Annotated in this window: 23 protein-coding genes; 12 read left to right on the top strand and 11 right to left on the bottom strand. The window is 71.9% G+C overall.

What is annotated here, in order from left to right:
• Positions 1 to 71 precede the first annotated feature (71 nt).
• The 3 genes from ACIHFE_RS26925 to ACIHFE_RS26915 all read right to left on the bottom strand — a co-directional run bounded on the left by ACIHFE_RS26925 (position 72) and on the right by ACIHFE_RS26915 (position 3,834).
• The gene (locus ACIHFE_RS26925) at positions 72 to 509 is read right to left on the bottom strand and encodes an MscL family protein (protein WP_400110463.1); all 438 of its coding nucleotides are present in this window, start codon (positions 507 to 509) and stop codon (positions 72 to 74) included.
• Between the two features lie 145 nt (positions 510 to 654).
• Positions 655 to 1,674 (bottom strand): hypothetical protein, encoded by a 1,020-nt coding sequence (locus ACIHFE_RS26920; RefSeq protein ID WP_400110461.1) that lies wholly within the window; start codon positions 1,672 to 1,674, stop codon positions 655 to 657.
• Between the two features lie 693 nt (positions 1,675 to 2,367).
• The gene (locus tag ACIHFE_RS26915) at positions 2,368 to 3,834 is read right to left on the bottom strand and encodes an MFS transporter (RefSeq protein WP_400110459.1); all 1,467 of its coding nucleotides are present in this window, start codon (positions 3,832 to 3,834) and stop codon (positions 2,368 to 2,370) included.
• A 93-nt stretch (positions 3,835 to 3,927) separates the two neighbouring features.
• Here ACIHFE_RS26915 and ACIHFE_RS26910 point away from each other — a divergent pair, with 93 nt between their 5' ends.
• Positions 3,928 to 4,626, top strand: coding sequence for a TetR/AcrR family transcriptional regulator (locus ACIHFE_RS26910; RefSeq protein ID WP_400110457.1), 699 nt, complete (start codon positions 3,928 to 3,930; stop codon positions 4,624 to 4,626).
• A 54-nt stretch (positions 4,627 to 4,680) separates the two neighbouring features.
• On the opposite strand, the gene ACIHFE_RS26905 is transcribed toward ACIHFE_RS26910, so the two are convergent.
• The gene (locus ACIHFE_RS26905; RefSeq protein WP_400110455.1) at positions 4,681 to 5,256 is read right to left on the bottom strand and encodes a hypothetical protein; all 576 of its coding nucleotides are present in this window, start codon (positions 5,254 to 5,256) and stop codon (positions 4,681 to 4,683) included.
• 225 nt (positions 5,257 to 5,481) lie between these two features.
• Between ACIHFE_RS26905 and ACIHFE_RS26900 the strand changes: the two genes are divergently transcribed.
• Together ACIHFE_RS26900 and ACIHFE_RS26895 are read left to right on the top strand one after the other, a co-directional pair.
• Complete coding sequence (locus tag ACIHFE_RS26900; protein WP_400110454.1) at positions 5,482 to 6,729, top strand: mannosyltransferase family protein; 1,248 nt, start codon at positions 5,482 to 5,484, stop codon at positions 6,727 to 6,729.
• A gap of 71 nt (positions 6,730 to 6,800) precedes the next feature.
• Positions 6,801 to 7,517: a TetR/AcrR family transcriptional regulator C-terminal domain-containing protein gene (locus tag ACIHFE_RS26895; RefSeq protein WP_400110453.1), complete on the top strand. Its 717-nt coding sequence runs from the start codon at positions 6,801 to 6,803 to the stop codon at positions 7,515 to 7,517.
• Positions 7,518 to 7,527: 10 nt separating this feature from the next.
• Here ACIHFE_RS26895 and ACIHFE_RS26890 read toward each other — a convergent pair whose 3' ends face one another.
• The gene (locus ACIHFE_RS26890) at positions 7,528 to 8,403 is read right to left on the bottom strand and encodes a helix-turn-helix domain-containing protein (RefSeq protein ID WP_400110451.1); all 876 of its coding nucleotides are present in this window, start codon (positions 8,401 to 8,403) and stop codon (positions 7,528 to 7,530) included.
• A 129-nt stretch (positions 8,404 to 8,532) separates the two neighbouring features.
• Between ACIHFE_RS26890 and ACIHFE_RS26885 the strand changes: the two genes are divergently transcribed.
• Positions 8,533 to 9,591: an NAD(P)-dependent alcohol dehydrogenase gene (locus ACIHFE_RS26885; protein ID WP_400110449.1), complete on the top strand. Its 1,059-nt coding sequence runs from the start codon at positions 8,533 to 8,535 to the stop codon at positions 9,589 to 9,591.
• A gap of 69 nt (positions 9,592 to 9,660) precedes the next feature.
• Here the strand turns inward: ACIHFE_RS26885 and ACIHFE_RS26880 are convergent, their stop codons facing one another.
• Positions 9,661 to 10,737, bottom strand: a complete 1,077-nt coding sequence (locus ACIHFE_RS26880) for a S1 family peptidase (protein WP_400110447.1) — start codon at positions 10,735 to 10,737, stop codon at positions 9,661 to 9,663.
• Between the two features lie 634 nt (positions 10,738 to 11,371).
• Between ACIHFE_RS26880 and ACIHFE_RS26875 the strand changes: the two genes are divergently transcribed.
• On the top strand, positions 11,372 to 12,745 hold the full coding sequence (locus ACIHFE_RS26875) for an FtsW/RodA/SpoVE family cell cycle protein (RefSeq protein ID WP_400110445.1): 1,374 nt from the start codon (positions 11,372 to 11,374) through the stop codon (positions 12,743 to 12,745).
• Between the two features lie 152 nt (positions 12,746 to 12,897).
• Positions 12,898 to 13,689 carry a putative hydro-lyase gene (locus ACIHFE_RS26870; RefSeq protein WP_400110444.1) on the top strand — a complete coding sequence of 264 codons (792 nt, stop codon included), beginning with the start codon at positions 12,898 to 12,900 and terminating at the stop codon, positions 13,687 to 13,689.
• On the opposite strand, the gene ACIHFE_RS26865 is transcribed toward ACIHFE_RS26870, so the two are convergent.
• Entirely contained in the window at positions 13,674 to 14,600 is a 927-nt protein-coding gene (locus tag ACIHFE_RS26865) for a LysR family transcriptional regulator (RefSeq protein WP_400110442.1), read from the bottom strand. The genes ACIHFE_RS26870 and ACIHFE_RS26865 overlap by 16 nt on opposite strands.
• A gap of 101 nt (positions 14,601 to 14,701) precedes the next feature.
• Here ACIHFE_RS26865 and ACIHFE_RS26860 point away from each other — a divergent pair, with 101 nt between their 5' ends.
• Positions 14,702 to 15,907, top strand: a complete 1,206-nt coding sequence (locus ACIHFE_RS26860) for an MFS transporter (protein WP_400110440.1) — start codon at positions 14,702 to 14,704, stop codon at positions 15,905 to 15,907.
• 122 nt (positions 15,908 to 16,029) lie between these two features.
• Here the strand turns inward: ACIHFE_RS26860 and ACIHFE_RS26855 are convergent, their stop codons facing one another.
• From ACIHFE_RS26855 to ACIHFE_RS26845, 3 genes are all read right to left on the bottom strand, one after another.
• Complete coding sequence (locus ACIHFE_RS26855; RefSeq protein WP_400110438.1) at positions 16,030 to 16,455, bottom strand: hypothetical protein; 426 nt, start codon at positions 16,453 to 16,455, stop codon at positions 16,030 to 16,032.
• A gap of 14 nt (positions 16,456 to 16,469) precedes the next feature.
• The gene (locus ACIHFE_RS26850) at positions 16,470 to 17,486 is read right to left on the bottom strand and encodes an isopenicillin N synthase family dioxygenase (RefSeq protein WP_400110436.1); all 1,017 of its coding nucleotides are present in this window, start codon (positions 17,484 to 17,486) and stop codon (positions 16,470 to 16,472) included.
• A 294-nt stretch (positions 17,487 to 17,780) separates the two neighbouring features.
• The gene (locus ACIHFE_RS26845; protein ID WP_400110434.1) at positions 17,781 to 18,095 is read right to left on the bottom strand and encodes a putative quinol monooxygenase; all 315 of its coding nucleotides are present in this window, start codon (positions 18,093 to 18,095) and stop codon (positions 17,781 to 17,783) included.
• Positions 18,096 to 18,393: 298 nt separating this feature from the next.
• Here ACIHFE_RS26845 and ACIHFE_RS26840 point away from each other — a divergent pair, with 298 nt between their 5' ends.
• From ACIHFE_RS26840 to ACIHFE_RS26825, 4 genes are all read left to right on the top strand, one after another.
• Positions 18,394 to 18,801, top strand: coding sequence for a rodlin (locus ACIHFE_RS26840; protein ID WP_400110432.1), 408 nt, complete (start codon positions 18,394 to 18,396; stop codon positions 18,799 to 18,801).
• Positions 18,802 to 19,079: 278 nt separating this feature from the next.
• Positions 19,080 to 20,792: a glycosyl hydrolase family 18 protein gene (locus tag ACIHFE_RS26835; protein ID WP_400110430.1), complete on the top strand. Its 1,713-nt coding sequence runs from the start codon at positions 19,080 to 19,082 to the stop codon at positions 20,790 to 20,792.
• A gap of 150 nt (positions 20,793 to 20,942) precedes the next feature.
• Positions 20,943 to 22,670: an ABC transporter permease gene (locus ACIHFE_RS26830; RefSeq protein WP_400110428.1), complete on the top strand. Its 1,728-nt coding sequence runs from the start codon at positions 20,943 to 20,945 to the stop codon at positions 22,668 to 22,670.
• A gap of 13 nt (positions 22,671 to 22,683) precedes the next feature.
• Complete coding sequence (locus ACIHFE_RS26825; RefSeq protein ID WP_400110426.1) at positions 22,684 to 24,027, top strand: nitrate/sulfonate/bicarbonate ABC transporter ATP-binding protein; 1,344 nt, start codon at positions 22,684 to 22,686, stop codon at positions 24,025 to 24,027.
• On the opposite strand, the gene ACIHFE_RS26820 is transcribed toward ACIHFE_RS26825, so the two are convergent.
• A complete protein-coding gene (locus tag ACIHFE_RS26820) occupies positions 24,014 to 24,439 on the bottom strand; it encodes an ArsR/SmtB family transcription factor (protein ID WP_400110425.1) in 426 nt (141 codons plus the stop codon). The two genes, ACIHFE_RS26825 and ACIHFE_RS26820, sit on opposite strands and share 14 nt — an antisense overlap.
• A 154-nt stretch (positions 24,440 to 24,593) precedes the next feature.
• Between ACIHFE_RS26820 and rodA the strand changes: the two genes are divergently transcribed.
• Entirely contained in the window at positions 24,594 to 25,814 is a 1,221-nt protein-coding gene (rodA, locus tag ACIHFE_RS26815; protein WP_400110423.1) for a rod shape-determining protein RodA, read from the top strand.
• Positions 25,815 to 25,816: the final 2 nt, after the last annotated feature.

Genomic DNA, 25,816 nt, shown 5'->3' with positions numbered 1-25,816 from the left:
CTTCTGTGATTCTTCCCGGCGGAATTCCCCCTTAAGCCGGTCAGGTGCCCCCGAAGTGGCGGCCGGGCCCGTCAGGGGCGTGGCACGACGGGCGGCTGTTCGGTGCCGCAGTACCGGCACTTGGCCGCGGCCGCCGACAGGTCCTCGGACAGACAGGCCGGGCACACCTTCACCGGCGTCGGATCGGCGAAGACGACCAGGCCACGGCGGGCCTGGTAGTGCTTGTAGGGCACGACCACGAAGAAGTAGACGACGGCCATGAAAAGGACGAAGTACACGACTGCCGAAATGAAGGAGCCGAGGTCGAGATAGGTCGCCTTGTTCCCGGCCCGGCCGAGTTGCCAGCCGAGCCCCAGCGAATGCCCGCCCTGGGCCCGGGCGATGATGGGATTGATCACGTTATCCGTGAACGCCTTGATGAGCGTGCTGAATGCCAGCGCGATGATGAGGCCGACGGCGATGGTGACGAGATCGCCGCGCATGAGGAAGTTCTTGAATCCCTTGAGCATGGCTGTTCCTCGGGTCGGGCGAAGAGCCGGGCAATGAGCCGGGCAAATGCGTACGGGTGCGCAGCACGCTACCTTTCCGCCCCCGGAAAACAGCGGAGCCGCCCGGAAATTCCGGGCGGCTCGCCGGGCCGCGGTCGGCTGGACGCTATCCGCGGGCGCGGATGGCGAAGGGCAACTGCCGCGAGTAGAAGGACTGGTCGCCGGTGGCCACCGTCACTCCGCTCTCCGCCGTGTTCACCTCGCGCGGCGCGGTGGCCGCGACCGACAGCCGCAGCCGCACCACGGCGGTGCCGCCCGGGGCGAGCGGCCGGTCGGCGGCCTTCAGCACCGCGCCCAGGCCCGGGTCACAGCCGTTGGCCAGCAGCGGCACGGTCTGCCAGCCCCGGCCCGACCGGTACTGCTGGAGCACCAGGTCCTTGGTGGTCAGGGCATGGCCCTTGGCCTCGCCATAGGCGTACCAGGCGGTGGTCAGGGCCGGGTAGGACCGGTTGGTGGTGTTCTTCACGGTGACGGTGAAGGGCTGCGCGGCACCGCCGCGGACCAGCGCGGTGCCCTTCTTCCAGCCGGCCACCGTGACCTGGGGCCGGGTGGCGGTGGCGGTACGGCCGTGGGCGCGGTAGGTGTGCCCGTGCCCGTCCTTGGCCGAGGCCGCCACGGTGAGGGTGCCGGGCCGGTCCAGGTCCTGCAGGCGCAGCGCCACGCTGTACGGCCGGGCGGCGCTCGCCTTGGCGGTCAGCGGGAAGGTGAACACCCCGTGGTGCGGCCAACTGCCGCCGCCGGGCTTGGTGTTGAGGTCCACCCAGCGGTGGCTGCCGGGCTCGTAGCGCTGCACGGCCACCGAGTCGGTGCTGAAGCCCCGGCTGCTGACGTCCAGTCGCACGGTGCCCTTGTCGACGGGGGTGCGCAGGGTGAGGGTCGCCGGGGACCACAGGCCGATGGGCAGCTGGGAGGCGACCTTGAAGGAGAGCTTCTGGGCGGCCTTGCCCACCGCTGCGGTGTCCGGCTCCTGTGCGGCGTCGGTACGCGCCCCGGCGGCCGCGGCGCCGCAGTTGGTCCGGGGCAGCACGGTGGCGGCGGCCGGGGCCGCCTGGGCCGGCCATGCCGTGCCCGCCAGCAGCAGTCCGGCAGTGAGCGCCACGGCGGTTCTGGCGGCGGTCGTCCGCACCCGCGACGTCCGCTGGCCTACGACTCTTGCTGTCATCAACTGCCCCCGCATTCGGGTCGTGTTCGCATTCGGTAGGTTTTGGCTTCTCAGAGGGAGTTCCCCAGCTGATGGTTCCCGCTGCAAGCGGAAATCCACGTGGTCTTCGGCAGGATTCGGGAAGGGGATGAACCCCTGTGGTTCCAGCCGCCGTTCGGAGACCGGCCGGGTGCCGGACTCGGCCCTCCGCGAAGCGTACGCCAACCGGCGCCGGACAGCGCTTCCGGGTCTGGCAGAGGAAGGTGCCGGGACGATCCCCCGGTGCCGCCCGGCTGTTGGAGACCGACCCGGGGCCGACCGCCTTGGGCCCCCGGCCCTCGGCTCTCGACGGAGTACGTCAATGCCCTGGAGACTCCCTGTAAGGGCGCGGGGAACGCGCGGCCGGCCGCGGACGGCCCGTGCTGGAAATCCGGCCGGGGCCCCCGAGCCGACGAGGGTGCGGCCCAGCCTCCGGCAGGCCCCGCCTGCTGGACGAGCCGAGGCGGCCTGCCGCTGCACCTGGCGGGCCGTCACCGGTACACACTCCCCGGAGGTCTTGGACGACGCCCACGCCGGCCGGCCGCCGCGCGGTGACTCCCCGGCCGAGCCGGCCAACGAGTTACGCCGGCTACCTGGCGCGGGTCGCCGGGAGTGGCGCTGGGCCGAGGTGACGGCCCATCAGCGTCTGGGAGTTGTCGTGGCCCCGCGCCCCATGAGAGGGGCGCCCGGTTTCCCGTCCCGCGGAGCCCGCATCAGCGCCAGGACCATCACCGCCGCCAGCCCCACGCAACCGGCCCCGGCCAGCACCGCCCCATGCAGGCCGGCGACAAAGGCGCGCGCGGCTTCCGGCGTTGTGGTCCCGGACATCGCCGGGGCGCGGGTGGTGACGATCGCGCCCAGGACCGCCACCCCGGCCACCCCGCCGACCTCCCGGAATGTATTGACCATGGCGGCGGCCATGCCGGCCCGCGCGGGCGGCACCGCGCCCAGCACGGCGATCGAGATCGGGGTGAAGGTCAGCCCCAGGCCGGCACCGAGGACCGGCATCAGCCAGGCGAACTCCGGGTAGCGGGCGCCGGCCCCGTAGCCGGTCAGGAAGGCGAGGCCGGTGGCGATCAGGGTCAGGCCGGCCGCCAGCGGCAGCCGGGGGCCATGGCGGGCGCAGAGGCGTCCCGCGGTCACGGCGGTGACTCCGGTGGCCACCGTGGCGGGGAGCATGGCCCAGCCCGCCCGGGCGGGCGAGAGGCCCAGCACATTCTGAAGGTAGAGGGTGAGGAACACGCCCAGGCCGAAGAAGCCGAAGCTGGCGGTGAAGCCCGCCCAGGCCGCGGTGCCGGTGATCCGGTGGGTGAGCACCCGGACGTCCAGCATGGGTGCGGGGGCGCGCAGTTCGACCACGGTGAAGGCGGACAGCGCCAGCAGCGCCAGGGCCGCCGCGCCCAGCACCAAGGGCGCCGACCAGCCGCGTACCGGGCCCTCGACCAGGGCGTAGACCAGCGCGCCCAGCCCCGCCGCGCCGGTGACCTGGCCGGCGAGGTCGAGATGGGCCCCGGCGGTCCTCGGCAGGCGGGGCAGCACCCGTGCGGCCAGGGCCAGTCCGGCCGCTCCCACCGGGACATTGATCCAGAAGACGCCGGCCCAGCCGAAGTGGCTGACCAGCGGTCCGCCCAGCGCCGGGCCGATGGCCAGCCCGGAGCCGGAGACGCCGCTCCAGATCCCGATCGCCCTGGCGCGTTCCCGGTCCTCGGGGAAGACCTGCCGCAGGATGGCCAGCGAGCCGGGGGTGAGCAGCGCCGCTCCCAGGCCCTGCACGGCTCGTCCGCCAATCAGTTCACCCAGGCCGGTGGCGAGCGCGCAGCCGGCGGAGCCGGCGGTGAACAGCCCCAGCCCGGCCAGATAGACCGGCCGGCGGCCCCAGCGGTCGCCCAGGGCGCCGCCGGTGAGCAGCAGCGCCGCGTACACCAGGCCGTATGCCTCGACCACCCATTGCAGGCCGGCGGTCCCGGTGTGCAGCCGGTCGCCGATGCTCGGCAGGGCGGTGCCGACCACCAGGTTGTCGAGCATGGCCATGAACAGTCCACTGCACAGGGCCGCCAGCACCAGCCATGGATGGCAAGCCGGCGAGTTGGTGGTGTCCGTATCCATATCCCCTCCCTAACAACGTTAGACATTCCCTAACGACGTTAGCTTGCGCCTAACAGTGTTAGATTCGCAAGCCGGGGCAACGGAAGGAATCCCATGGCGACTCGGCAAGGCACCGGACGCACCGCTCTGACCAGGGAAGCCCTGGCGGATGCGACCCTGCGGCTGCTGGAGCGGGAAGGGCCGGGCGGGCTGTCCATGCGCAAGGTGGCCGCCGAGGTCGGCGTTCAGGCCGCGTCGCTCTACTGGCACGTCCAGAACAAGGAGGAGCTGCTCGACCTGGCCAGCGACGCCCTGTGGGACGGCCTGGAGCCGGGGCCGCCCGGCGAGCCGGCCGCGCCCGGGGGCGGCTGGCGCGAGGAGGTGGCGGAGGCGAGCCGGCGGCTGCGGGCGCATCTGCTGGCGCACCACAGCGCGGTGCGGGTGCTGGCGGGCCACTTCGCCCCCGGTCCGCGCGCCCTGGCGCCGATGGAGCGGCTGCTCGCCGTCCTGCGCGGCGCGGGCTTCGGCGGACCGGACGCGGCCCATGCGGCCTACCTGCTGAGCACCTGGGTGCAGGGCTTTGTGATCCACGAGGCGGTGCCCATGTCGGCCGCCGAGGAACGCGGCGCCACCCCCGAGGAGGCGGCCGCCGAGGCACGCGAGCGGCTGGCCGCGCTGCCCGCCGATCGCTATCCGCACCTGGTGGAACTGGCGGCAGAGATCAGCGGGCCGGGCATGGACAGCCGTTTCGAGTTCGGCCTGGCCCGGCTGCTGGACGGTCTGGAGCAGCTCAGGGGCCGGGCCGGGGATTGATCAGTGCGCGGTGGGCGCACGGCCGGCGCGATCGGCCGGCCGTCGGACGGACCGTCAGAGACCGAGCCGGTCCAGCGCGGTGGTCCAGTCGGTGACGATGGCGTCGCGGGCCGCGTCCAGGGTCACCCGGCCGTCACAGACGGCGACCTTCAGCTTGTTCTCGACCTTGTCCTTGTCATCCGCGGTCTGGTCGCCGAAGTGCGGCTGGGGCCACAGGTTCTTGGGGTCCCGGGGCGCGCCGCCCAGCTCCAGCGGAACGAAGTGGTCCTCCTCGTAGTCGGAGAGGTTGGTGTCGCTGTAGCCGTACTCGGCGATCTGCTGTCTCTTCAGCTTGGTGGTGTACGAGGCGGGCGGGCGGACCGTCTTGGTCCAGCCGGGCACGCAGATGGTGTCGTCGATGGTGTCCTGGGTGACGTCCGGGTTGAACGCGCCGGGCTGGCACTTGGGGTCGGGCAGCGGCAGGTAGGACTGGCTGCACTTGGCCGCCAGGGGGGTGATGGCATGCGCCGCGGGGGCGGCATGCGCCGCGGCGCCGGTGGCCGCGACCAGGCCGGCCGTGCCGGCCAGCACCAGGGACGCCGCCGAGGCGGTCAGGCGGCGCCGCAGGGGGCGGGTGGAGGTCGGGATCAAGGGAAGCTCCCCGTCTTGGGGCCCGGAGCCGATTCCGGGCGACGTGAGCATGACACCATCTATGCGCGTCAACTTGGAGGGTCGAGCGGTGAACAGTGGGTTGCGCCCGGGTTTCTTTACCGCGGGTTGGGATCCGCTTGAGGTCTGTGATGTGCTGTGGCGTCCGCGTCCGCTGGATGATCGCGGATGATCGCCGGATCCACCTGCCGAGGGGGGCGCCCGACCATGGCCCGCATATCGATACCCCGCGCGCCCGCGCGGGCGCACCGGGCCGCCCCGGCCGCGGCGGCGTCGGACCGGCCGTCCCCGGCCCGCCTCCCCCGCCCCGCCGTCCTGGGCCGGCTGGCGCTCAGCCCCGGGGACCGGGCCGTGCTCGGGCTGTACGCCCTGACCAGAGTGGGCGTCTGGCTGACCGCCTACTGCGCCGCCTGGCTGTTCCCCGCGGACCCCGGAGCCAAGCGGGCCCCCTCCTACCTCTCCCTGTGGGACCGCTGGGACGTGGGCTTCTTCCGGCGGATAGCCGAGTACGGCTACTTCTCCGGCACCGGCGCCGCCGGCTCGGCCCGGCCGGACAACCGCGAGGCGTTCTTCCCCGGCTATCCGATGGCGCTGCGCGCCGTGCACTCGGTGGTCCCCGGCTGGACCCTGTCCGGCCTGCTGATCTCCTTCTTCGCCGGGGCGGTCGCGGTGCTGGCCCTGGCCAGGATCGCCCGGCTGCACACCCCGGACGAGGCGGCGGGCCAGCGCGCCGTGCTGTTCCTGCTGGCCTCCCCCTGCGCGGTGTTCCTGGCCGCCGGATACACCGAGGCGCTCTTCCTGGCCTTCGCCCTGCCCTCCTGGCTCGCCGCCAAGAAGGGCAACTGGGCCCTGGCGGCCGCCCTGGCCGCGGGCGCCACCACGGTCCGTATCAGCGGGCTGTTCCTGGCCGCGGGCCTGGCCGTGCAGTTCCTGGTGGCGGGCCGGGAGCGGCGCCAGTGGCGCTCGGCGCCCTGGCTGCTGCTGCCGGCCCTGCCCGCGCTGGCCTACACCTGGTACCTGCACTCCGGCACCGGCGACTGGATGGCCTGGCAGCACGCCCAGGAACGCGGCTGGTACCGGCAGTTCCACTGGCCCTGGGAGGCCTGGCACCACACCTGGCAGGGCGCCTTCTCACACGGCCAGACCACCGGCTACGCCGTGATGTTCCAGGCCGAGCTGCTGGCCATGGTGACCGGTGTGCTGCTGCTGGCCCTGCTGGTCATCCGCCGCCAGTGGCCGGAGGCCGTCTATATCGGGCTGAGCCTGTGGGCGCTGGGCACCTCCTACTGGTACATGTCGGTGCCCCGCTCCACCCTGCTGTGGTGGCCGCTGTGGATCACCCTGGCCGTCTGGAGCCTGCGCCGTCCCTGGCTGAAGACCGGCTATCTCTGCGTGGCCGCGCCCCTGATGACCGTGCTCACCCTGGTCTTCACCTCCGGCCGCTGGGCGGGCTGAACCGCCTCTCCCCCGCTCCGGCCGCGGTGCTAGGTTGTCCGCCAGACCGCGACCGGGGAGCCCTGGAGAGCATGACCGACCGACCCGCGGACGGCCCGCTGCCGCCCCGCCCGCGCCGCCGCGCCACCACGGACCCGGCACGGACCGAACCCCGGCTGACCCGGGCCGAGATCGTGCGCGCCGCGCTGCGGCTGCTGGCCGAGCAGGGGTACGAGGCGTTCAGCATGCGCCGGCTGGCCGCCGGGCTGGAGGTGAAGAACCCCTCGCTGTACTGGCACGTCCAGCACAAGGAGGAGCTCTTCGACCTGATCGCGGACGCGGTGGTGGGCGAGTGCCCGCTGCCCGCACCCGCCGGCGCCGAGGACTGGTCCGGGCAGCTCGCCGAGATCGCCCGCGGTCTGCGCCGCGCCATGCTCGCCCATGCCGCCGCCGTCCCCCTGCTCTCCGGCCGGCCCTTCCTCGGCCCCAACGGGCTGCGGCTGGCGGACCGGGTGGCCGGTCTGCTGCGCGGGGCGGGCTTCGACGACCGGACGGCAGGCCATGGCTATCTGCTCCTGCTCTACTACGTGGTCGGCTTCGTCGGCCAGGAGACCGCCTTCGGCCCCGGCGAGACCGGCGAGGCCCGGCTGCACGCCATGCACCGGACCCTCGCCGAACTGCCCGCCGGCGCCTACCCCCACCTCACCGCGCTGAGCACCGCGATCACCGAGCGCGGACTGGACGACCGCTTCGAACTCGGCCTGCGCGGGCTGCTGTCGGGGCTGGCCGCCGAGCTGCCCGCCCGCTGACGGGCGGCCCTCACCGCTCGCCGACGCGCGTCTGACCCCGCTCCCCCGCCGCCGGATCCAGGCTCCAACTGGCCAGCAGCCGCAGCGACTCGGCGGAGGCGGAGCCGGGCTCGGCGTGATAGGTCACCAGGTGCTGGTCCCGGTCCGCGGGCAGCACCAGCGTCTCGCAGGCCAGCGTCAGCGGCCCGACCACCGAATGCCGCAGCCGCTTGACCCCGAAGCACTTGTCCCGTACGTCATGGGCGGCCCACAGGGTGCCGAACTCCCCGCTCTTCACGGAGAGTTCACCCACCAGCGAGGCCAGCGCCGGGTCGTCGGGATAGCAGCCCGCCTGGCGCCGCAGCAGCGCCACCACATCCGCCGCCTTGCGCTCCCAGTCCAGGAACAGCTCGCGCATGGCCGGGTCCAGGAAGACCAGACGGGCCATGTTGCGCCGCTCCGGCGGCAGCGCGCCGAAGTCGCCCAGCAGCGCGCCGGCCATCCGGTTCCAGCCCAGGATGTCCAGCCGCCGGCCGACCACATAGGCGGGGACGTTCTCCATGGTGTCGATCAGGTCGCGCACGGCCGGGCGCAGCCGCCGCGCCGGGGCGCCGCCCTCGGGGCGCGCGGCCGGCCGGGCCAGCCGGTGCAGATGGCTCCGCTCGGCCGGGGTCAGCCGCAGCGCCTCGGCTATCGCGTCCAGCACGGCGTCCGAGACATTGCGACCGCGGCCCTGTTCGAGCCGGGTGTAGTAGGCCACGCTGACGCCGGCCAGCTGCGCCAGTTCCTCGCGCCGCAGCCCGGGCACCCGGCGCCGCCCGCCGTAGGGCGTCACATCCACGTCCTCCGGCCGCAGGCGAGCGCGGCGGGAGCGGAGGAACTCGCTCAGTTCGGTGCGCTGGTCCATGCCCTTCAGTATGCGGGCAGAGTACGGGCTGACCTGCGGCTCAAGGTGGTACTGCCAGTAGTAGGCACCGCAGACCTAGGTTGAACAGGGTGATGGCTGACCCCGGCGGTCCGGCGCAGGATCGGTGTCATGACGCACACCCACACCACTGTTGCCGCCTACGCCGCCCCCGCGCCGGGGGCTCCTCTGGAGAAGACCACCATCGCCCGCCGTGAGCCGGGCGCCCATGACGTTGTGATCGACATCAAGTACGCCGGCATCTGCCACTCGGACATCCACATGGTGCGCGGCCACTGGGGCGAGAGGCAGTACCCGATCGTGCCGGGCCACGAGATCGCGGGCGTGGTGGCCGCGGTGGGCCCGGGCGTGACCCGGTACGCGGTGGGCGACCGGGTCGGCGTGGGGTGCATGGTGGACTCCTGCCGGGAGTGCGAGAACTGCCGGGCGGGCCTGGAGCAGTACTGCACCGGCGAGCTGGGCATGGTCGGCACCTATGCGGCCCTCGGCCGGGACGGGCAGCACACCCAGGGCGGCTACTCCCGGCGCATCGTGGTCGACGAGAACTATGTGCTGCGCATCCCCGACTCCCTGCCGCTGGACGCCGCCGCCCCGCTGCTGTGCGCGGGCATCACCCTCTACTCCCCGCTGGTCCACTGGCAGGCCGGTCCCGGCCGCCGGGTCGCCGTGGTGGGCCTGGGCGGCCTGGGGCACCTCGGGGTGAAGATCGCCCATGCGATGGGCGCCGAGGTCACCGTGCTCAGCCAGTCGCTGCGCAAGCGGGAGGACGGCCTGCGGCTGGGCGCGGACCACTACCACGCCACCGCCGATCCGGCGACCTTCCGGGAGCTGGCCGGCCGCTTCGACCTGATCATCAACACCGTCTCCGCGGACCTGGACCTGGACGCCTATCTGGGCCTGCTGCGGACCGACGGCACCATGGTCCAGCTGGGCGTGCCGGAGACCCCCTACGCACTGCCCGCCTTCGCCCTGCTGGGCGGGCGCCGGTCGCTGGCCGGATCGATGATCGGCGGCATTCCGGAGACCCAGGAGATGCTGGACTTCTGCGCCCGGCACGGCATCACCGCCGAGATCGAGCGGATATCGGCGGAGCAGGTCAACGAGGCCTATGAGCGGGTTCTGGCCAGCGACGTCCGGTACCGCTTCGTCATCGACGCCGAGACCATCTGAGGCCCGCCGCAGAGTGCGGCCCCCGGACATCGGAAGGGTTCTGTCCGGGGGCCGCGCTCAGGGGGCCGGTCAGGGGATGTTGGCTCCCACGGCCGACAGAGCGTCGGGGACGGGCTGGAAGAAGGTCTCGCCACCCGAGCTGCAGTCGCCGCTGCCACCCGAAGTGAGGCCCAGCGCCGCGTCGTTGTCGAACAGCGCGCCACCGCTGTCACCCGGCTCGGCGCAGACGGAGGTGTCGATCAGCCCATTGACCGTTCCCTCCTGGTAGTTGACGGTGGCGTCCAGGCCGGTGACCTGGCCGCTCTGGACCTGGGTGGTGCTGCCGCTGCGCTGCACCTGCTCGCCCACGGTGGCGTTGGCGGCATGGCTGATGTTCTGCTGGCTGCCGTTGTAGAGGTCCACCGCGCTGGGGTGGTCGATGCCCGAGGTGTAGGTCACCAGCGCATAGTCATGGCCGGGGAAGGTGGAGGTGGTGGTGTGGCCGATCTCGCCGCCGCCCTGGCTGTCGGACCAGGTGTCGGAGATGTTGCCGCAGTGACCGGCGGTGAGGAAGGCGGCCTGCCCACCGCTGGTGGTCACATTGAAGCCCAGTGAACAGCGCGCGGTGGGTGCCCAGATGGCGTCCCCGCCCGCGATAAAGGGGCGCAGGGTGTTCGAGGTCCGCTTGAGGGTGACCCGGTCGCCGAGGGCGGCGATGGTCCTGCCGAGCTTGGCCAGTTTGGCGCCGTTGACCGTACGGTCGGCGGTGACGATCACCTTGTTGCTGCGGGGGTCGACGGACCAGGCGGTGCCCGGGATGGTGGCCTTGGCCGCCAGGGTCTTTCTGGCCGAGGTGAGTTGGGCCGTCGAGTGGCGTACGATCCTGGGCTCGGCCCCGGCGGCCCGTACCTTGGCCGCGGTCGCCCGGTCGAGGACATTGACGACCAGCTTCTTGTGCTTGGCGTCGTAGTACGACCCCGCGGTGTCCGGGCCCAGTCCGTGCTGGATCTTCTGGGCCAGTTGTCCCGCCTGAGCCGATGTCATGGCCGCGGGGGACGGTTCGGGGTGGGCCCCGGCGCTCTGTACGCCGAGAGTGGTCGCCGCGAGAACCACGGCGCCGACGCCGGCGATGGCCGAGCGCCGCCTGGATTTCCGTGCTGCTGTCACTCGGGGCCTCCTGTGAGGGGGGTGTGCCCACCGCCGCCGAAGTAGGCGATGGGCCCGGAGGGCGATCGGGCGGGGCCCGACTCGAAACAGACGTCGCGTCCATGCCAAATCGCTGTCGAGTATTCCCACCTGACGCCGCAATACACAAGAAGCGCACCCGGGTCAGCCGTTGCCGGCCATGGGAAAATCGACACCCCCGCGCCCCACCGGTCCACGCCGTCAACCTGCCTGAGCTGCAAGGGACTTCACCCATCGGGACTGGACGTCAACTCTTCACGGAGGTCCGGCACCCTCTGGCGGCGGGCAGGCGCACCCGGCACAGGCCTCCGGCACAATTCCGCCGCACAGGACGATCCGTCATAAATGGCCGGGACAGCCCCCCTGGCCGTCGGGTGCCCGACCGCAAGAGGTTACCGTCATCAGCACCGAACGCGGGCGCAGGGACCCACCCGGGGACGGCGCCCGGCTCCGCTGCCTCTACAGTTGCGCGGGCGTGCAACCTTTCGCGGGGTCCCGGCCTCCTTCAGTTGTGTGCCGGCCGTCCACGGCGGCACATGAGCGCAGGGTTCGCCGGAAGACGGCTCGTATGAAAACCGAGGGACACATGGGTGTGGGAGGAAGGGCTGCGGCCCGGATGGCACGGACGGACGTGGGGAGGGGGCGCAATGCCGAGCTGCTGATGCTGGGCTTCGCGGTGCTGCTCACGCTGTTCGGCTATGCCTCCGTGGATCTGGCCGCCAAGGGCGAGATGCCGAGCGAACTGCCCGGGTATGCCATCGGCCTGGTGGCGATCGCCGCGATCTCGACCGTCGCGATGCGCAGATTCGCTCCGCACGCCGATCCGCTGATCCTGCCGCTGGCCGTGGTGCTGAGCGGTCTGGGTCTGATCCTGATCCACCGCCTGGACCTGACCAAGCACAGCAAGCATCCGGTGATGGAGGCGTCCACCCAGCTGATGTGGGACGGCGTCGGCATCATCGTCTGCCTGGCCATCCTGGTCTTCCTCAAGGACTACCGGCATCTCCAGCGCTACACCTATGTGACGGTGGCCGCCGCGCTGGTGCTGCAGATCGCCCCGGTGTTCTCGCCCCAGGACACGTTCGGCGCCAAGCGGTGGATCCAGCTGGGCCCCGCCTCCTTCCAGCCCGGTGAGTTCGTCCGTATCGCCATGGCGGTGTTCTTCGCCGGCTACCTCACGGTCCACAAGGACGCCCTGGCCCTCGCCAGCCGGCGGGTGCTGGGCTTCTATCTGCCGCGCGGCCGGCAGTTCGGCCCGATCGCCGTGGTGTGGGTGATCAGCCTCTTTGTGCTGATCTTCGAGCGGGACCTGGGCACCGCGCTGATCTTCTTCGGCCTGTTTGTCATCGTGCTCTATGTGGCCACCGAGCGCGGCAGCTGGGTGATCTCCGGCCTGCTGATGTTCGCCATCGGAGCCGTTGTGGTGGCCTCCTTCGAGCCCCATGTGCATGGCCGGGTCTCGGCCTGGATGCACCCCTTCGCGGTCTTCGACCACCCCGGCGCCGGGGCCGGATCCGATCAGCTGGCCAAGGCCCTGTTCGGCTTCGGCAGCGGCGGCGTCCTGGGCACCGGGCTGGGCAATGGCCGCCCGGACCTGATCGGCTTCGCCGCCAACAGCGACTTCATCCTCACCAGCGTGGGTGAGGAGCTGGGCCTGGCCGGCATGATGGCCGCCCTGCTGATGTACGCCCTGATGGTGGAGCGGGGCCTGCGCAGCGCCCTGGACGCCCGGGATGCCTTCGGCAAGCTGCTGGCCACCGGCCTGGCGGGCGCCCTGATGCTCCAGGTGTTCGTGGTGATGGGCGGCGTCACCGGCCTGATCCCGCTCACCGGCAAGGCGCTGCCCTTCCTCTCCAAGGGCGGCTCCTCCCAGATCGGCAACTGGATCCTGGTCGGGCTGCTGCTCAAGATCAGTGACTTCGCCCGCCGGCCGGATCCGGAACCCAGCCCGAGCATCGACGACCAGGCGACCCAGCTGATCCGCGGCTGACGCGGCGGACCCATGGCGGCCGGACCCTGCACAGGGTCCGGCCGCCGTCGTTTTCCGCGCCATACAGGGATCCTTGCGGAGTTGTTCAACAATCCCTATTCTCGGGGCACTTGAGACCGGCGCCATCCGCCCTCCCCCTCCGTGAGGTGCCCATGGGAACCACCCCGCCCGCCAGTCTGACCCCGGCTGAGGCCCGTTCCGCGTTCCGGGCCGGCCGGTCCGGGCCCACCGCCGGCTGGGCCACCGGCCATACCCAGGCCAACCTGGTCGCTGTGCCGGCCGACTGGGCGTATGACGTCCTGCTGTTCGCCCAGCGCAATCCCAAGCCCTGCCCGGTGCTGGACGTCACCGAGCCCGGCGAGACCTCCACCGTGCTGGCACCCGGCGCCGATCTGCGCACCGATCTGCCCCGCTACCGCGTCTACCGCGACGGACAGCTGACCGCCGAGCCCACCGAGGTCACCGACTGGTGGCGCGAGGACCTGGTGGCCTTCCTCATCGGCTGCAGCTTCACCTTCGAGGGGGCCCTGGACGCGGCCGGGATCCCGCTGCGCCATATCGAGCAGTCCCGCAATGTCGCCATGTACCGCACCAACCGGCCGTGCCGTCCGGCCGGGCGGCTGCACGGTCCGCTGGTGGTCTCCATGCGCCCCATACCGGCCCCCCTGGTGGACCTCGCCTGGCGGCTGACAGCGCTGCTGCCCGCCGTGCACGGTGCCCCGGTGCACGCCGGGGATCCCGGCGAGCTGGGCATCAAGGACCTGGACGTCCCGGACTACGGCGACGCGGTGCGCCAACTCCCCGGTGACATACCGGTCTTCTGGGCCTGTGGCGTCACCCCGCAGGCCGCGCTGGCCGCCTCCGCCCCGCCGTTCGCCATCACCCACGCCCCGGGCCATATGTTCATCACTGACGCCCGGGACGCCGACTACCGGATCGCCTGACCGAGCGGGCCGTCCGCGATGCGTGGCCCCAGCTCCCTGGCCAGGGCCAGCGCCAGCGCCCGGAAGATCCTGACCTCGGGGTCGCGGTCGGCCGCCCGTACTGCCAGGTAGCTGCTCTCCCAGGGGGCGTCCAGGACCGGTACGAAGACCGCGCCGGGCCAGGCGTAGTAGCGGGCGAAGGACTTCAGCCCGGAGCCGGCCGCCCGCCCGGTCACCACTCCGGTGAGCACCTCCTGGGGGGTGAGCGCACAGGGGCCGCGGCGGCCGGAGTCGGCGCCGAAATAGAGATAGTCGGTGAAGACCCGGGGGGTGTGCGGCGGCACCCGGAAGTACGGCAGTCCGGTCACATCGGCCAGGTACGCGCCGCGGTCCCGGGCGTCGGCCAGCGGTGAGCCCTGCGGCACCACCACAATGCGCTGCTCGGTGGTCAGCACATCGGCCGTGATGCGCTCATCGTCCGGGGCGGGCCGGACAAAGGCGACGTCCACCCGGTCCCCGGTCAGCGCGCTGACATGTTCGGTGTAGTCCAGCTGCCGCACCTCGACCGGGACTTCCGGGCGGGCCCGCCGGTAGGCGTTGATAGCGGCAGGCGTCAGCTCCGCCGAGCCATGGCCCATGATGCCCACCCGCAGCGGCCGCACCGGGGCGGGCCGGGCCTCGACGGCCGCGGCCATGTCGTCCAGCGCGGCGTTCGCCGCGGCCAGCAGGGTACGGGCGTGGCCGGCCAGCCGCTCGCCGGCCGGCGTCGGGGAGACCGGGCTGCGGTACAGCAGCCGGGTGCCCAGCTCACTCTCCAGGCGACGGATGTGCTGGGTGACGGCGGGCGGAGAGAGGAACAGCCGTGCGGCGGCCCGGCCGAAGTGGCCCTCCTCGACCACCGCCAGGAAGGACGACAGCAGGCGCAGATCCATGACCGCCAGCCTAGGCGGGCGGCCGCGCCGCGCCCCAGGGCCGTTCACGACTCGTGAACGCGGGCGGCGCGGCAGCGGTGGCCGGCCCTACAACTGCCGCCATGAGCACGATCCTTCGTCACCGCCCCACCGCATCCGCCCCGGCCCGGCGGCGCCCCGGGCTGCGCGCGGCCTGGATGATGACCGCCTCCGGCTGGAGCGCCAACCAGTTCTCCTCCCTGCTGGGCGCCTACCGGCACGAACTGGGGCTGAGCGAGTCGGCGGTCACCGGTCTGTTCGCCGTCTATGTCGTCGGTCTGATACCCGGGCTGCTGCTGGGCGGCCCGCTGGCCGACCGCATCGGCCGCCGCCCGGTGGCGCTGGCCGCGCTGGCCGTCAACCTGTTCTCGACCGTGGTCCTGATGGCGGGCCCGGTCGCCACCTGGTGCCTGCTGCCCGGCCGGTTCCTCACCGGAGTGGGGGCGGGTGCCCTGCTGGCGGCGGGCAGCGCCTGGATCAAGGAGCTGTCCGCACCGCCCCATGCCACCGAGGCGGTTCCGGGGGCGGCGGCCCGCCGGGCGGGGCTGTTCGTCTCCGCGGGCTTCGCCTCCGGCGGGCTGGTGTCCGCGCTGATCGCCCAGTGGGCGCCACACCCCATGGTCACCGCCTATCTGCCGCATCTGGCGCTGGCCGCCGCGGCCTGGCTGGCCGCCTTCGGCGCACCGGAGACCCGCCGCCCGGACGCCGCCGCACGGCAGGCCGAGCCGGTGGACCGGCGGCGCTTCCGGCGAGCACTGCTTCCGGTGGCCCCCTGGGTGTTCGCCGCCCCCACCATCGGCTTCGCCACCCTGCCCGGGCTGGTGCACGGCCTGCCGGGCCTGCGGACGGTCTTCGCGGGGATCGCCACCGCGGTGGTTCCGGGCGCCGGGCTGCTGGTCCAGCCGCCGGCCCGGCGCCTGGTCGTCCGGCACCGCCCGGCCGCCGCGCTGACCGGACTGGCCGTCTGTGCCCTGGGCCTGGCCGTGGCCGTACCGGCGGCGGCCCTGGGGCAGCCCGTGGTGATCCTGATCGCCGCCGCGCTGCTGGGCATGGGCTATGGGCTGGTGCTGGCCTTCGGCCTGACCGAGGTCACCGCGCTGGCCCCGCCGGCCCGGCTGGCCCGTCTGACCTCGCTGTTCTGGACCACCGCCTATCTGGGCATGTTCGCGCCCTACCTCATCACCCTGCTCTCCGGCACCTTCACCACACCCGCCCTACTGGCGGCGGGGGCAGTGCTGGCGGCGCTGAGCGGTGTGCTGTTCGCGGCGCTCAACCGCCGTGACGGCTGAGGCCGTTCAGGACGAGCAGGGTGCGGGGTTTCCCCGGTCGCATCTCCAGGTGCGGGCCGTTCCTGGCTGGTCGCGCAGTTCCCCGCGCCCCTTATCGGGGCGCCCTCCATGAGGCACGGGGCTCACCGGCGTCGGCCTTTCGTCCGTCGGGCGGCCAGGCGGCACAGCAGCGAGGGCCGGGGCGGCTCCGCCGGCCCTTCCCGCCAGGCCCGCAGCAGGCCGAGCCGGGGCTCGGGCACGGCCTCACTGCGTATCAGGTGGGCGGCGAAGCGGTCGGCGTCCTGGCGGTGGCCGCCGGTCATCGGGCGGCCCCGGGCGTAGGCATGGAACAGCGACCGGTAGGAGTCGCCCAGGATTTCCGGGAGTTGGGGGGCCACCTTGGCAACCACGGTGGCCCGCTTGCCGATCAGGGCCCGGCGCTGTATGGCCAGTTGCCGCCGGTCGAAGCCCGGGGGCGGCGGGGCGTCCGCGAGCAGCGCGGCGAGCAGGGCGTACTGGGCACGGGCCAGGCGCTCCCGGGCCGCCGCCGGGTCCTCTTCCTCAGGCATCGGCATACGCCCCGTCAGCCCACGGGAGTGCCCTCCGCCAGCAGGTCCGCGTGGTAGCGCCGGGCGACCTCCGGGTGGGCACGCAGCCAGCCCTTGATCTCATTGCGGCCGTACTCGGCGAACAGCGGGTTGGCGCGGTCCTGGGTGACGCCGGGGGCGAGGTGGGTGTGCGGGAAGGGGACGGGCTCGATCCGGGCGTCCAGCCGCGGGTTGTAGAAGAAGGGGACGGAGAACCGCTCGCGGTTGCCGGGCGGGCTGACCACCCGGTGGTTGGTGGCCTTGAGGTAGCCGTTGGTGGCCACTTCCAGCAGCTCGCCCAGGTTGACCACAAAGGCGCCGGGCAGCGGCGGCACATCCAGGAAGGTACCGTCCGGGCCCTCCACCTGAAGGCCGCCGACCTCGTCCTGCAGCAGCAGGGTCAGGAAGCCGTAGTCCTTGTGCGCGCCCACGCCCTGACCCGCCCCGTCCGGCGAGCTGCCGGGGTAGCGGACCAGCTTCAGGTGCAGGTGGGGACGGTCGGCGAAGGCCTCGTCATAGAAGCCGGCAGGGGCTCCGATGGCGGTGAGCAGCTCGTGCAGCAGCCGCTGGGCCACCGAGCTCAGCCGCTCGATCCAGTGCAGCGCGGCGGTGCGCAGTTCGGGCAGGGCGGTGGGCCACTGGTTGGGGCCCTCCAGCCACCAGTAGCCGGGCTCGCCGGGGCCGGGGACGCGCGGTGCGCGCTCGGCGCCTATGTCGAGCTGGTCACGCCAGTCCTGGCTGCCGCCGGTGCGCTCATCACCTATGCGGGTGTAGCCGCGGAAGTGGGGGGAGTTGATGTTGCCGATGGCCAGCCGGTCGGCCTCCGGCAGGGCGAAGAAGGCGCGCAGCGCGCGCATCAGGTCGGCGGTCTCCTCCTGGCTGATGCCATGGCCGGTGAGGTGGAAGAAGCCCACGTCGCGGGCGGCGGAGTGCAGCGCTTCATGGAAGCGGGCGCGGGCCTGCGGGCCTGCGGAGGCGGTCGAGAGGTCAATGACGGGCAGCTTGTCGCTCATGAGATGTCCACAGCGTGAGTAACCCGGCCCGCCCGGGGGTAGCCGGGCGGCCCACGACGCTGCCGCAGGGTATACGGGCGTGGCGGGGCCGGGAAGAGGGTGATCAGAAGGTGCTGAGTGAAAACGCAAATGCCGTTCCGGCCCGGAGAACTCGACGGGCGGACGGAACGGGGGTCAGCCGAAGCGGCGACAGGACATGCTCGTGACGCGCACGTAGTCCACGTGGCGTCGCTTTACCAGCAGATTCACACCCCCGAGGGTATACGACCGGCGGGGCGGCGGCCGCCACGGTCCTCAGGAGCGGCTCTTGTCCACCACCAGGGTGCGCTCGTAGTGCTTCATCTCCTCGATGTCGGGGAGATAGGGCCTGATCTCGGCCAGGAAGGGCGCGAAGTGGGGGCCCCGGCGGAAGCCCTGCTCATGGTCCTCGACCGAGGTCCACTCGATGCGCAGGATGTAGCGCTCCGGTTCCTCCACCCCACGGGCCAGCTCATAGCCCAGGCACTGCGGTGCCGCGTAGAGGTGCTCGACGGCGGCGGCGTATGCCTTCTCGAAGGCCCGGCGCCGGTCGGGGTCGGCGATGCGGTAGCGGATGTACTCGACGGTCATGCGATCCGGTCTCCTCGGACACGGCGCCCGCCCGGACGCGTCATGTGGGGGCGCCGTCCGAGCGGGCCGACGGCTGAGAAACCCGCCGTAATTGCGCACGCTATCAGTAGGATCGACGGCCATCGCGCGGCGTCACTCACATGCCGTCACACTTGTCGATTCGCTGCGTCAAAGCGGTCGTTGGCCCTTGCATTCCTTCCGATGGCTCGAATGAGTGAAATCCCGGAACCAACTGAATAAGCCGGAGTTACTCAGTTCGCTTCCCGACGGGAAACCTCTTCGATCGAAAGGCATAGAAGTGCGCAAGAAGGTACTCGCCACGACGGTGATGGCGGCTTCCGCGGTCGGCGCCCTCGCCACCCCGGCGATGGCGTTCGGTCACGACGAGGATGTGGCCAACGCCAACGGCGCGGTGACCGGCTACGGCAACACCAGCACCGACGGTGTGGAGAGCCCGCAGATGAGCCTGATCCAGGGCAGCTTGAACAAGCTGTGCCTGGGTATCGGGAAGGTCGGCGTCCAGTCGCTGATCGGCGTGCTCAACGTCGGCCTCCAGGACATCCCGATCCTCAGCTCCGAGCAGCAGCAGCAGTGCACCGACAACTCGACCATCGACAACGGCGACAACCCGCTGTCGCACCTCGTCAACGACATTCCGATCTTGTCGGGGAATGGCTCGGGCAACGACGGCCCGCTCTTCGGGTAGGCCGCCGCACCGCCAGAGGCCCCTTGCCGCGCACCATAAGTGCACGGCAGGGGGTTTTTATATGCCTGCGGTCAAGTCCCCGGGATTTATGGCTACTTATGCTTCCGCATTCCCTGAGGGCGAATCCCGCGCCCGGTACGGGCGTTGGCACGCTCGATCGTCATGTCCGGCCTCTTGACGTGGAATTGGTCCAGTCCAACCATGGTGGCCGCGCACCCCCCAAGCCATCGGGAGCACCTGTGAGACGTCGCTCAAAACCTTGCATATCCGTCCGTACCATGGTGACCGCGCTGGCCACCCTGGCCGCCGGCGCGGGACTCGCGCTCGGTGGCGGCGGTACGGCGACCGCCGCCACCCCGCTGCCCCCGCACGTCTTCGCCCCCTACTTCGAGAGCTATGGCTCCGGCAATCCGGCCGAACTCGCCGCCCAGTCCGGGGCCAAGCACCTGACCATGGCCTTCCTGCAGACCGAGGCCCGCGGCTCCTGCACGCCGTACTGGAACGGTGACACCGCCAAGCCGGTGGCCTCCTCGGTCTTCGGCTCCGACATCGCGGCCATCCGGTCCAATGGCGGCGATGTGATCCCCTCCTTCGGCGGCTATGCGGCCGACAACGGCGGCACCGAACTCGCCGACAGCTGCACCGATGTGGACAGGATCGCCGCGGCCTTTGAGAACGTCATCACCACCTATGACGTCACCCGCCTCGATCTGGACACCGAGGACAACTCGCTGACCAACACCGCCGGCATCGACCGCCGAAACCAGGCGATCAAAAAGGTGCAGGACTGGGCGGCGAGCAAGGGCCGTACCGTGCGGTTCTCCTACACCCTGCCCTCCACCACCCATGGCCTGGCCGACAGCGGACTCGCCGTACTGCGCAGCGCGGTCGCCCAGGGCGCCCGGGTCGATGTGGTCAACATCATGACCTTTGACTACTACGACGGGGCCCAGCACGACATGGCCGCCGACACCATGACCGCCGCCGACGGGCTGCACGGCCAACTCGCCCAGCTCTACCCGGACAAGAGCTCCGACGAGCTGTGGGCGATGACCGGAGTCACCGAGATGCCCGGGATCGACGACTATGGGCCGGCCGAGACCTTCACCACCCAGGACGCGGCCAAGGTCTACGACTGGGCGGTGGCCAAGGGCATCAACACCCTCTCCTTCTGGGCCCTGCAGCGGGACAACGGCGGCTGCCCCGGTACCAAGGGTTCCGACACCTGCTCCGGAATCGCCCAGGACACCTGGTACTTCAGCCATGCCTTCGCCCCCTTCACCAGCGGCGGCGGACCGGCCAAGCCCGACTTCTCCCTGAGCCTGACCCCAGCCGGCGCGAGCACCGACCCGGGCGGCTCGGTGAGCACCACTGTGCGCACCACGGCCATCGGCGGCCCGGCGCAGACCGTCCAACTGTCCGCCGAGGGCGCGCCCAAGGGCGTCACAGCCACCCTCGACCCGTCCTCGGTCACCGCGGGCGGCTCGGCCAGGCTGACCGTCAGCACCGCCCCGGACACCCCGCCTGGCAGCTATCCGGTCACCGTCAAGGGCACCGCTCCCTCGGGCAGTCACACCGCCGTCTACACCCTGGCCGTGGGCGGCGGACCGGCCGGCGGCCTGGCCAACGGCGGTTTCGAGAGCGGCACCCTCAGCCCCTGGACCTGTGACGGGAACAGCGCGGTGGTCAAAAGCCCGGCCCACTCCGGCGGTTACGCGCTGCGGGTCTCCCCGGCCGGGCAGTCCACCGGCGAGTGCCGGCAGACGGTGACCGTCGCCCCCGGCAGCCACACCCTCACCGGCTGGGTGCGCGGCGACTACGCCTTCCTCACGGTGGGCGGCGGTGCGCAGGCCAGCGGGTGGACCAGCGCCGGCGACTGGACCCGGCTCTCGGTGCCCTTCACCGCCGACGCCACCGGCAAGGTGACCATCTCCGTCCACGGCTGGTACGGCCAGGGCGATGTCTTCGCCGACGACCTGGCGATCGGCTGAGCCGGCCCCGCTCCGGGGCGGCGGCGGCCGCCCCGGGCGGTCATTTGCGGATATGTGCAGCCAGCAGGCACACTGCTCGCGGCACGCCGGGAGGCGGTGCCCGGTCGACCAGTGAACCGCATCACGGAGCGGAGGCGGAGCCGTCCTGTGATGTCGTTCTCCCCGGCACGCCCCGGCCCGGTGGCACGCGGTGCCCGGCTGTGGGCGGAGGTGGCGGCCGCCGCCACGCTGCTGGTGCTGCTGCAGCCGGCCCTGCACCTGGGCCAGGGCACCACCGTCCGGTTCACCGCCGGGCCCTCGGCGCACACCGGCACCGACCCCTGGCAACTGCCCTATGACGCGCTGCGCAGCACCCTGCGGATGTTCGCCGCGCTGGCCGCGTCCACCGTCTTCACGCTGTGCTATGCCAGGGCCGCCGCCCGCAGCCGCCGGCTGGAGCGGATTCTGATCCCGGCGCTGGACATCCTGCAGTCGGTCCCGGTGCTGGGCTTCCTCACCGTGGCGGTGACCGGGTTCACGGCGCTGTTCCCCGGTTCCGCGCTCGGCCTGGAGTGCGCCTCGGTCTTCGCCATCTTCACCTCGCAGGCCTGGAACATGACCTTCGGCTTCTACCAGTCGCTGCTCTCGCTGCCGCCCGAACTGGACGAGCTGTCGCGGTCGTTCGGCTTCTCCCGCTGGATGCGCTTCTGGCGGGTGGAGCTGCCGCACGGTGCCATCGGCCTGGTGTGGAACGGGATGATGAGCTTTGGCGGCGGCTGGTTCTTCCTGGTCGCCTCGGAGGCCATCACCGTCGGCGGCACCGGCCGGGCGCTGCCCGGCGTCGGCTCCTACGCGGGGGCGGCGGTCGCCGACGGCGACCTGGGCCGGATGGGCTGGGCGGCGCTCACCATGGCGGCCCTGGTGACCGGGGTGAACTTCCTGTTCTGGCGGCCGCTGACCGCCTGGGCGGAGAAGTTCAAGTACGAGCAGGCCGAGGCGAGCGAGGTACACCGCAGCTGGGTGCTGGACCTGCTGCGGCGCACCGGCCTGTCCCGGCTGCCGGGCCGGGCGCTGGCTCCGGCGGGGCGGGCGCTGGCCCGTGCCGGGCGGGTCTTCGGCCGGGACGACCGGCCGCTGGCCGTGGACCGGGGCCGTCGCCGGGCCGGCGATCTGCTGTTCACCCTGGTGACCGGGGGGCTGCTGCTCTGGGCGCTGACCGGCCTGGGCCGTTATGTCTACCGGCAGGGCGGCCCTGGGGTGTTCACCGAACCGCTGCTGCTCGGGCTGGTCACCCTGGGCCGGGTGCTGCTGGTGGTCGCGGTGGCCACGGTGGTCTGGGTGCCGGTGGGGGTGCGGATCGGCTTCTCTCCCCGGCTGACCCGCATCGCCCAGCCGCTGGTCCAGCTGGCCGCGAGCTTCCCGGCCAACTTCCTTTTCCCGCTGGCCGTCTGGCTGTTTCTGCGTACCGGACTGTCGCTGAACCTCGGCGGCATTCTGCTGATGGCGCTGGGCGCCCAGTGGTACATCCTGTTCAACACCATCGCCGGGGCCATGGCCGTCCCCACCGATCTGCGCCAGGCCATGGACAGCCTGGGAGTGCGCGGACTGCTGCGCTGGCGGCGGCTGATCGTCCCCGCCATCCTCCCGGCCTATGTCACCGGCGGGATCACCGCCTCCGGCGGCGCCTGGAACGCCTCCATCGTCGCCGAGGTGGTCTCCTTCGGCGGCACCACCCTGACCGCCAGCGGCCTGGGCGCCTATATCGCCGAGGCCACCGCCCGGGGCGACCTGGCCCGCCTGATCGCGGGGGTGGCCGTGATGAGCCTGTATGTGGTGGTCCTCAACCGCCTGCTGTGGCGGCGGCTGTACCAGCTGGCCGAACGGCGGTACGCGCTGTGAACGGAGCCCGTCCATGCTGAACCCGCTGCGCAGATTCCGGGCCGTACGCCCCGTGCCGGGCCCGCCGCCCCCGGACGGCGAAGTGCTGCTGGACGCCCGGGGGCTGACCAAGTCCTATGCGGGCGCCGACGGGGAGCTGCCGGTGCTCGCCGGGGTCGACCTGCGGGTACGGGCCGGGGAGATCGTCGCCGTGCTGGGCCGGTCCGGCTCCGGCAAGTCCACCCTGCTGCGCTGCCTCGCCGGGCTGATAGCACCCAGCTCTGGCACGGTCAGCTACCGGGGCGCACCGCTGACCGGCGCCAACCAGGGCACCGCCATGGTCTTCCAGACCTTTGCCCTGCTGCCCTGGCTGACCGTCCAGCAGAATGTGGAACTCGGCCTGGAAGCACGGGGGATATCCGCCCGGCGGCGCACCGAGGCGGCCCGGCAGGCCATCGATCTGATCGGTCTGGACGGTTTCGAGTCCGCCTACCCCAAGGAGCTCTCCGGCGGGATGCGCCAACGGGTGGGTTTCGCCCGGGCGTTGGTGGTGGAGCCCGATGTGCTGCTGATGGACGAGCCGTTCTCCGCGCTGGATGTGCTCACCGCCGAGAACCTCCGTGGTGAGCTGCTGGAGCTGTGGGAGTCCGGGCTGTTCCCCACCCGGGCCATTGTGCTGGTGACCCACAACATCGAGGAGGCGGTGCTGCTGGCCGACCGCATCGTGGTCCTGGGGGCCAGGCCGGGCACCATCCACACCACCTTCGAGGCGGGCCTGGAGCGGCCCCGCGACCGCCAGTCGGCCGCCTTCGCCGGGCTGACCGACCGTGTCTACCGCACCATGACCGGCCGTACCGGTGGCGCGGAGGCCGCTCGCCCGGGCCTGGCCGGCACCCCGCTGCCGGAGGCCGGCGTGGACGGGCTGGCCGGGCTGGCCGATCTGCTGGCCCACCGGGGCGGCGGGTGCGAGCTGGTGGAGCTCGCCGAGGACCTGGGCCTGGAGCTCGACGGCCTGCTGCCGCTGGCGGATGCCCTGGAACTGCTGGGCCTGGCCGAGGCGGGCGAGACCGACCTGGTGCTCACCGGGCTGGGCACCGCCTTCGCCGAGGCCGATGTACGGGGCGCCAAGCGGATCTTCGCGGAGGCGGTGCGTGAGGTGCCACTGGTGCGGTTGATCATCACCAGCCTGCAGGAGAACCCCGGCGGCACCGTACGGGCCGCTGCCCTGACCGAGCTGCTGGGCCGCCACTACACCAGCGAGCAGGTGGTGCGGCAGCTGGAGACGGCCACCGACTGGGGCCGTTATGCGGAGCTGTTCGCCTATGACGCCGACCGGCGCGCCTACCGGCTGGAGGAACGCGGGCTCAGTGCTCCGTGACCGGCCGCCGCAGCCGGGCGCGCACCGTCCGGGGAGCCGGCGCCTGCTCCTGGGCGAGGACGGCGGGCTCCCGCCCGGTACGCCCGTCGGCGGTCTCCGCGGGCGCGGCCGAGGCCGAGGCCGCCAGCGCCGCCTCCGCCAGCAGATTGCTGACATGCGGGCCGGCCACCCGGTAGTAGATCCGGGTGCCCTCCCGGCGGGAGGCCACCAGACCGGCTGTGCGGAGCTTGGCCAGGTGCTGGGAGACCGCGGCCACATGGGCGCCCATCATCTCGGCCAGGCTGCCCACCGGGAGCTCCCGCCCGCTCAGCGCCCACAGCAACCGGTACCGGGTCGGGTCGGCCACCGCCTTCAGCATCGCCACCGCTCGTTCGGCACCTGCTGAATCCCATGCGTCGGCTGCTGATCCCATGCCGACATCGTAACCGCCGGTGGACCGGCGCCCCGGGGATCGTCACCGGAGGTGACCGGCCGGCGGCGCACCGGAAATCCCGCGGCGCGACAATCGTTTTAGCTATTGCGCAAGCGATGAACTGTACGCTGCATCCCTGTTCCGGAAGTTGAGTATGTGCACACCGTCGCGGAAGGGTCCGACCGTGGGAACCTCGCTTGTGCGATCGCCGATCGGCCGCCCCGCGCTGCGGGCGCTCGGCCGCTCCTCGCCGCTCTGGCGGCTGGACTGGGTGCTGCTGGGTGCCGTGGTGGCGCTGGGCTGCATCGGGGGGCTGCTGACCTGGTCGGCCACCATGCACCGGCAGGACATCACCGGCGGCGATCCCAATGGCTACCTCAAGCGTCATATGCTCAACCTGCTGATCGGGCTGGTGATCTGCGCGGCCGTCAGCATCGTGGACTACCGCAGGCTGCGTGGTTACGCCCCGTTCTTCTACGGCGCCTCGATACTGTTCCTGGCCACCGTGCTCACCCCGCTGGCCAGCACCATCAACGGGGCGCACTCCTGGATCGTGCTGGGCGGCGGTTTCTCGCTCCAGCCCTCGGAGTTCGTCAAGCTGGCGGTGGTGGTGATGCTCTCGGCGCTGCTGGCCGAGGCCCGGGACGCCCGGGACGCCACCGTGCCCAGCACCCGTCAAATGTTCATTGCCCTGGGCCTGTTCGGGGTCCCGGCCGTGGTGATCATGGCCAGTCATGAGCTGGGCACCAGTCTGGTGCTGGCCGCCATCACCGCCGGGCTGCTGTTCACTGCCGGAATCCCCGGGCGCCAGCTGGCCGTTCTGGCCACCGTGGCCACCGTGCTGGTGACCGCCGTCTTCGCGCTGCACTTGCTCAGCCCGTACCAGCTCAACCGGTTCGCGGCCTTCGCCGATCCCCAGCTGGACCCGTCGGGCGTCGGCTACAACACCCACCAGGCCCGGATCGCCATCGGCTCCGGCGGACTGCTGGGGCAGGGCCTGTTCCACGGCTACCAGACCAATGGCGGGTTCGTTCCCGAGCAGCAGACCGACTTTGTGTTCACCGTCGCGGGTGAGGAACTGGGCTTTCTGGGCGCGGGGTTGGTGATCGCGCTGATCGGGGTGGTGCTCTGGCGCGGGCTGTCCATCGCCCGCCGGGCCGGTGACACCTTCGGCATGCTGCTGGCCATCGGCGTGGTGTGCTGGCTGGCCTTCCAGTCCTTCGAGAACATCGGGATGACGCTGGGCATCATGCCGGTGGCCGGGATCCCGCTGCCGTTTGTCTCCTACGGGGGATCCTCGATGTTCGCCGTCTGCGGCGCCATGGGGATCCTGCAGTCCGTCCGGGTCGACTCCCGGCGCCCGCGCAGCGGCTGACG

This window comes from Streptomyces sp. NPDC052396, from assembly GCF_044593195.1.
Lineage (GTDB): Bacteria > Actinomycetota > Actinomycetes > Streptomycetales > Streptomycetaceae > Streptomyces.
This window is presented reverse-complemented; position numbering and strand designations above follow the sequence as displayed.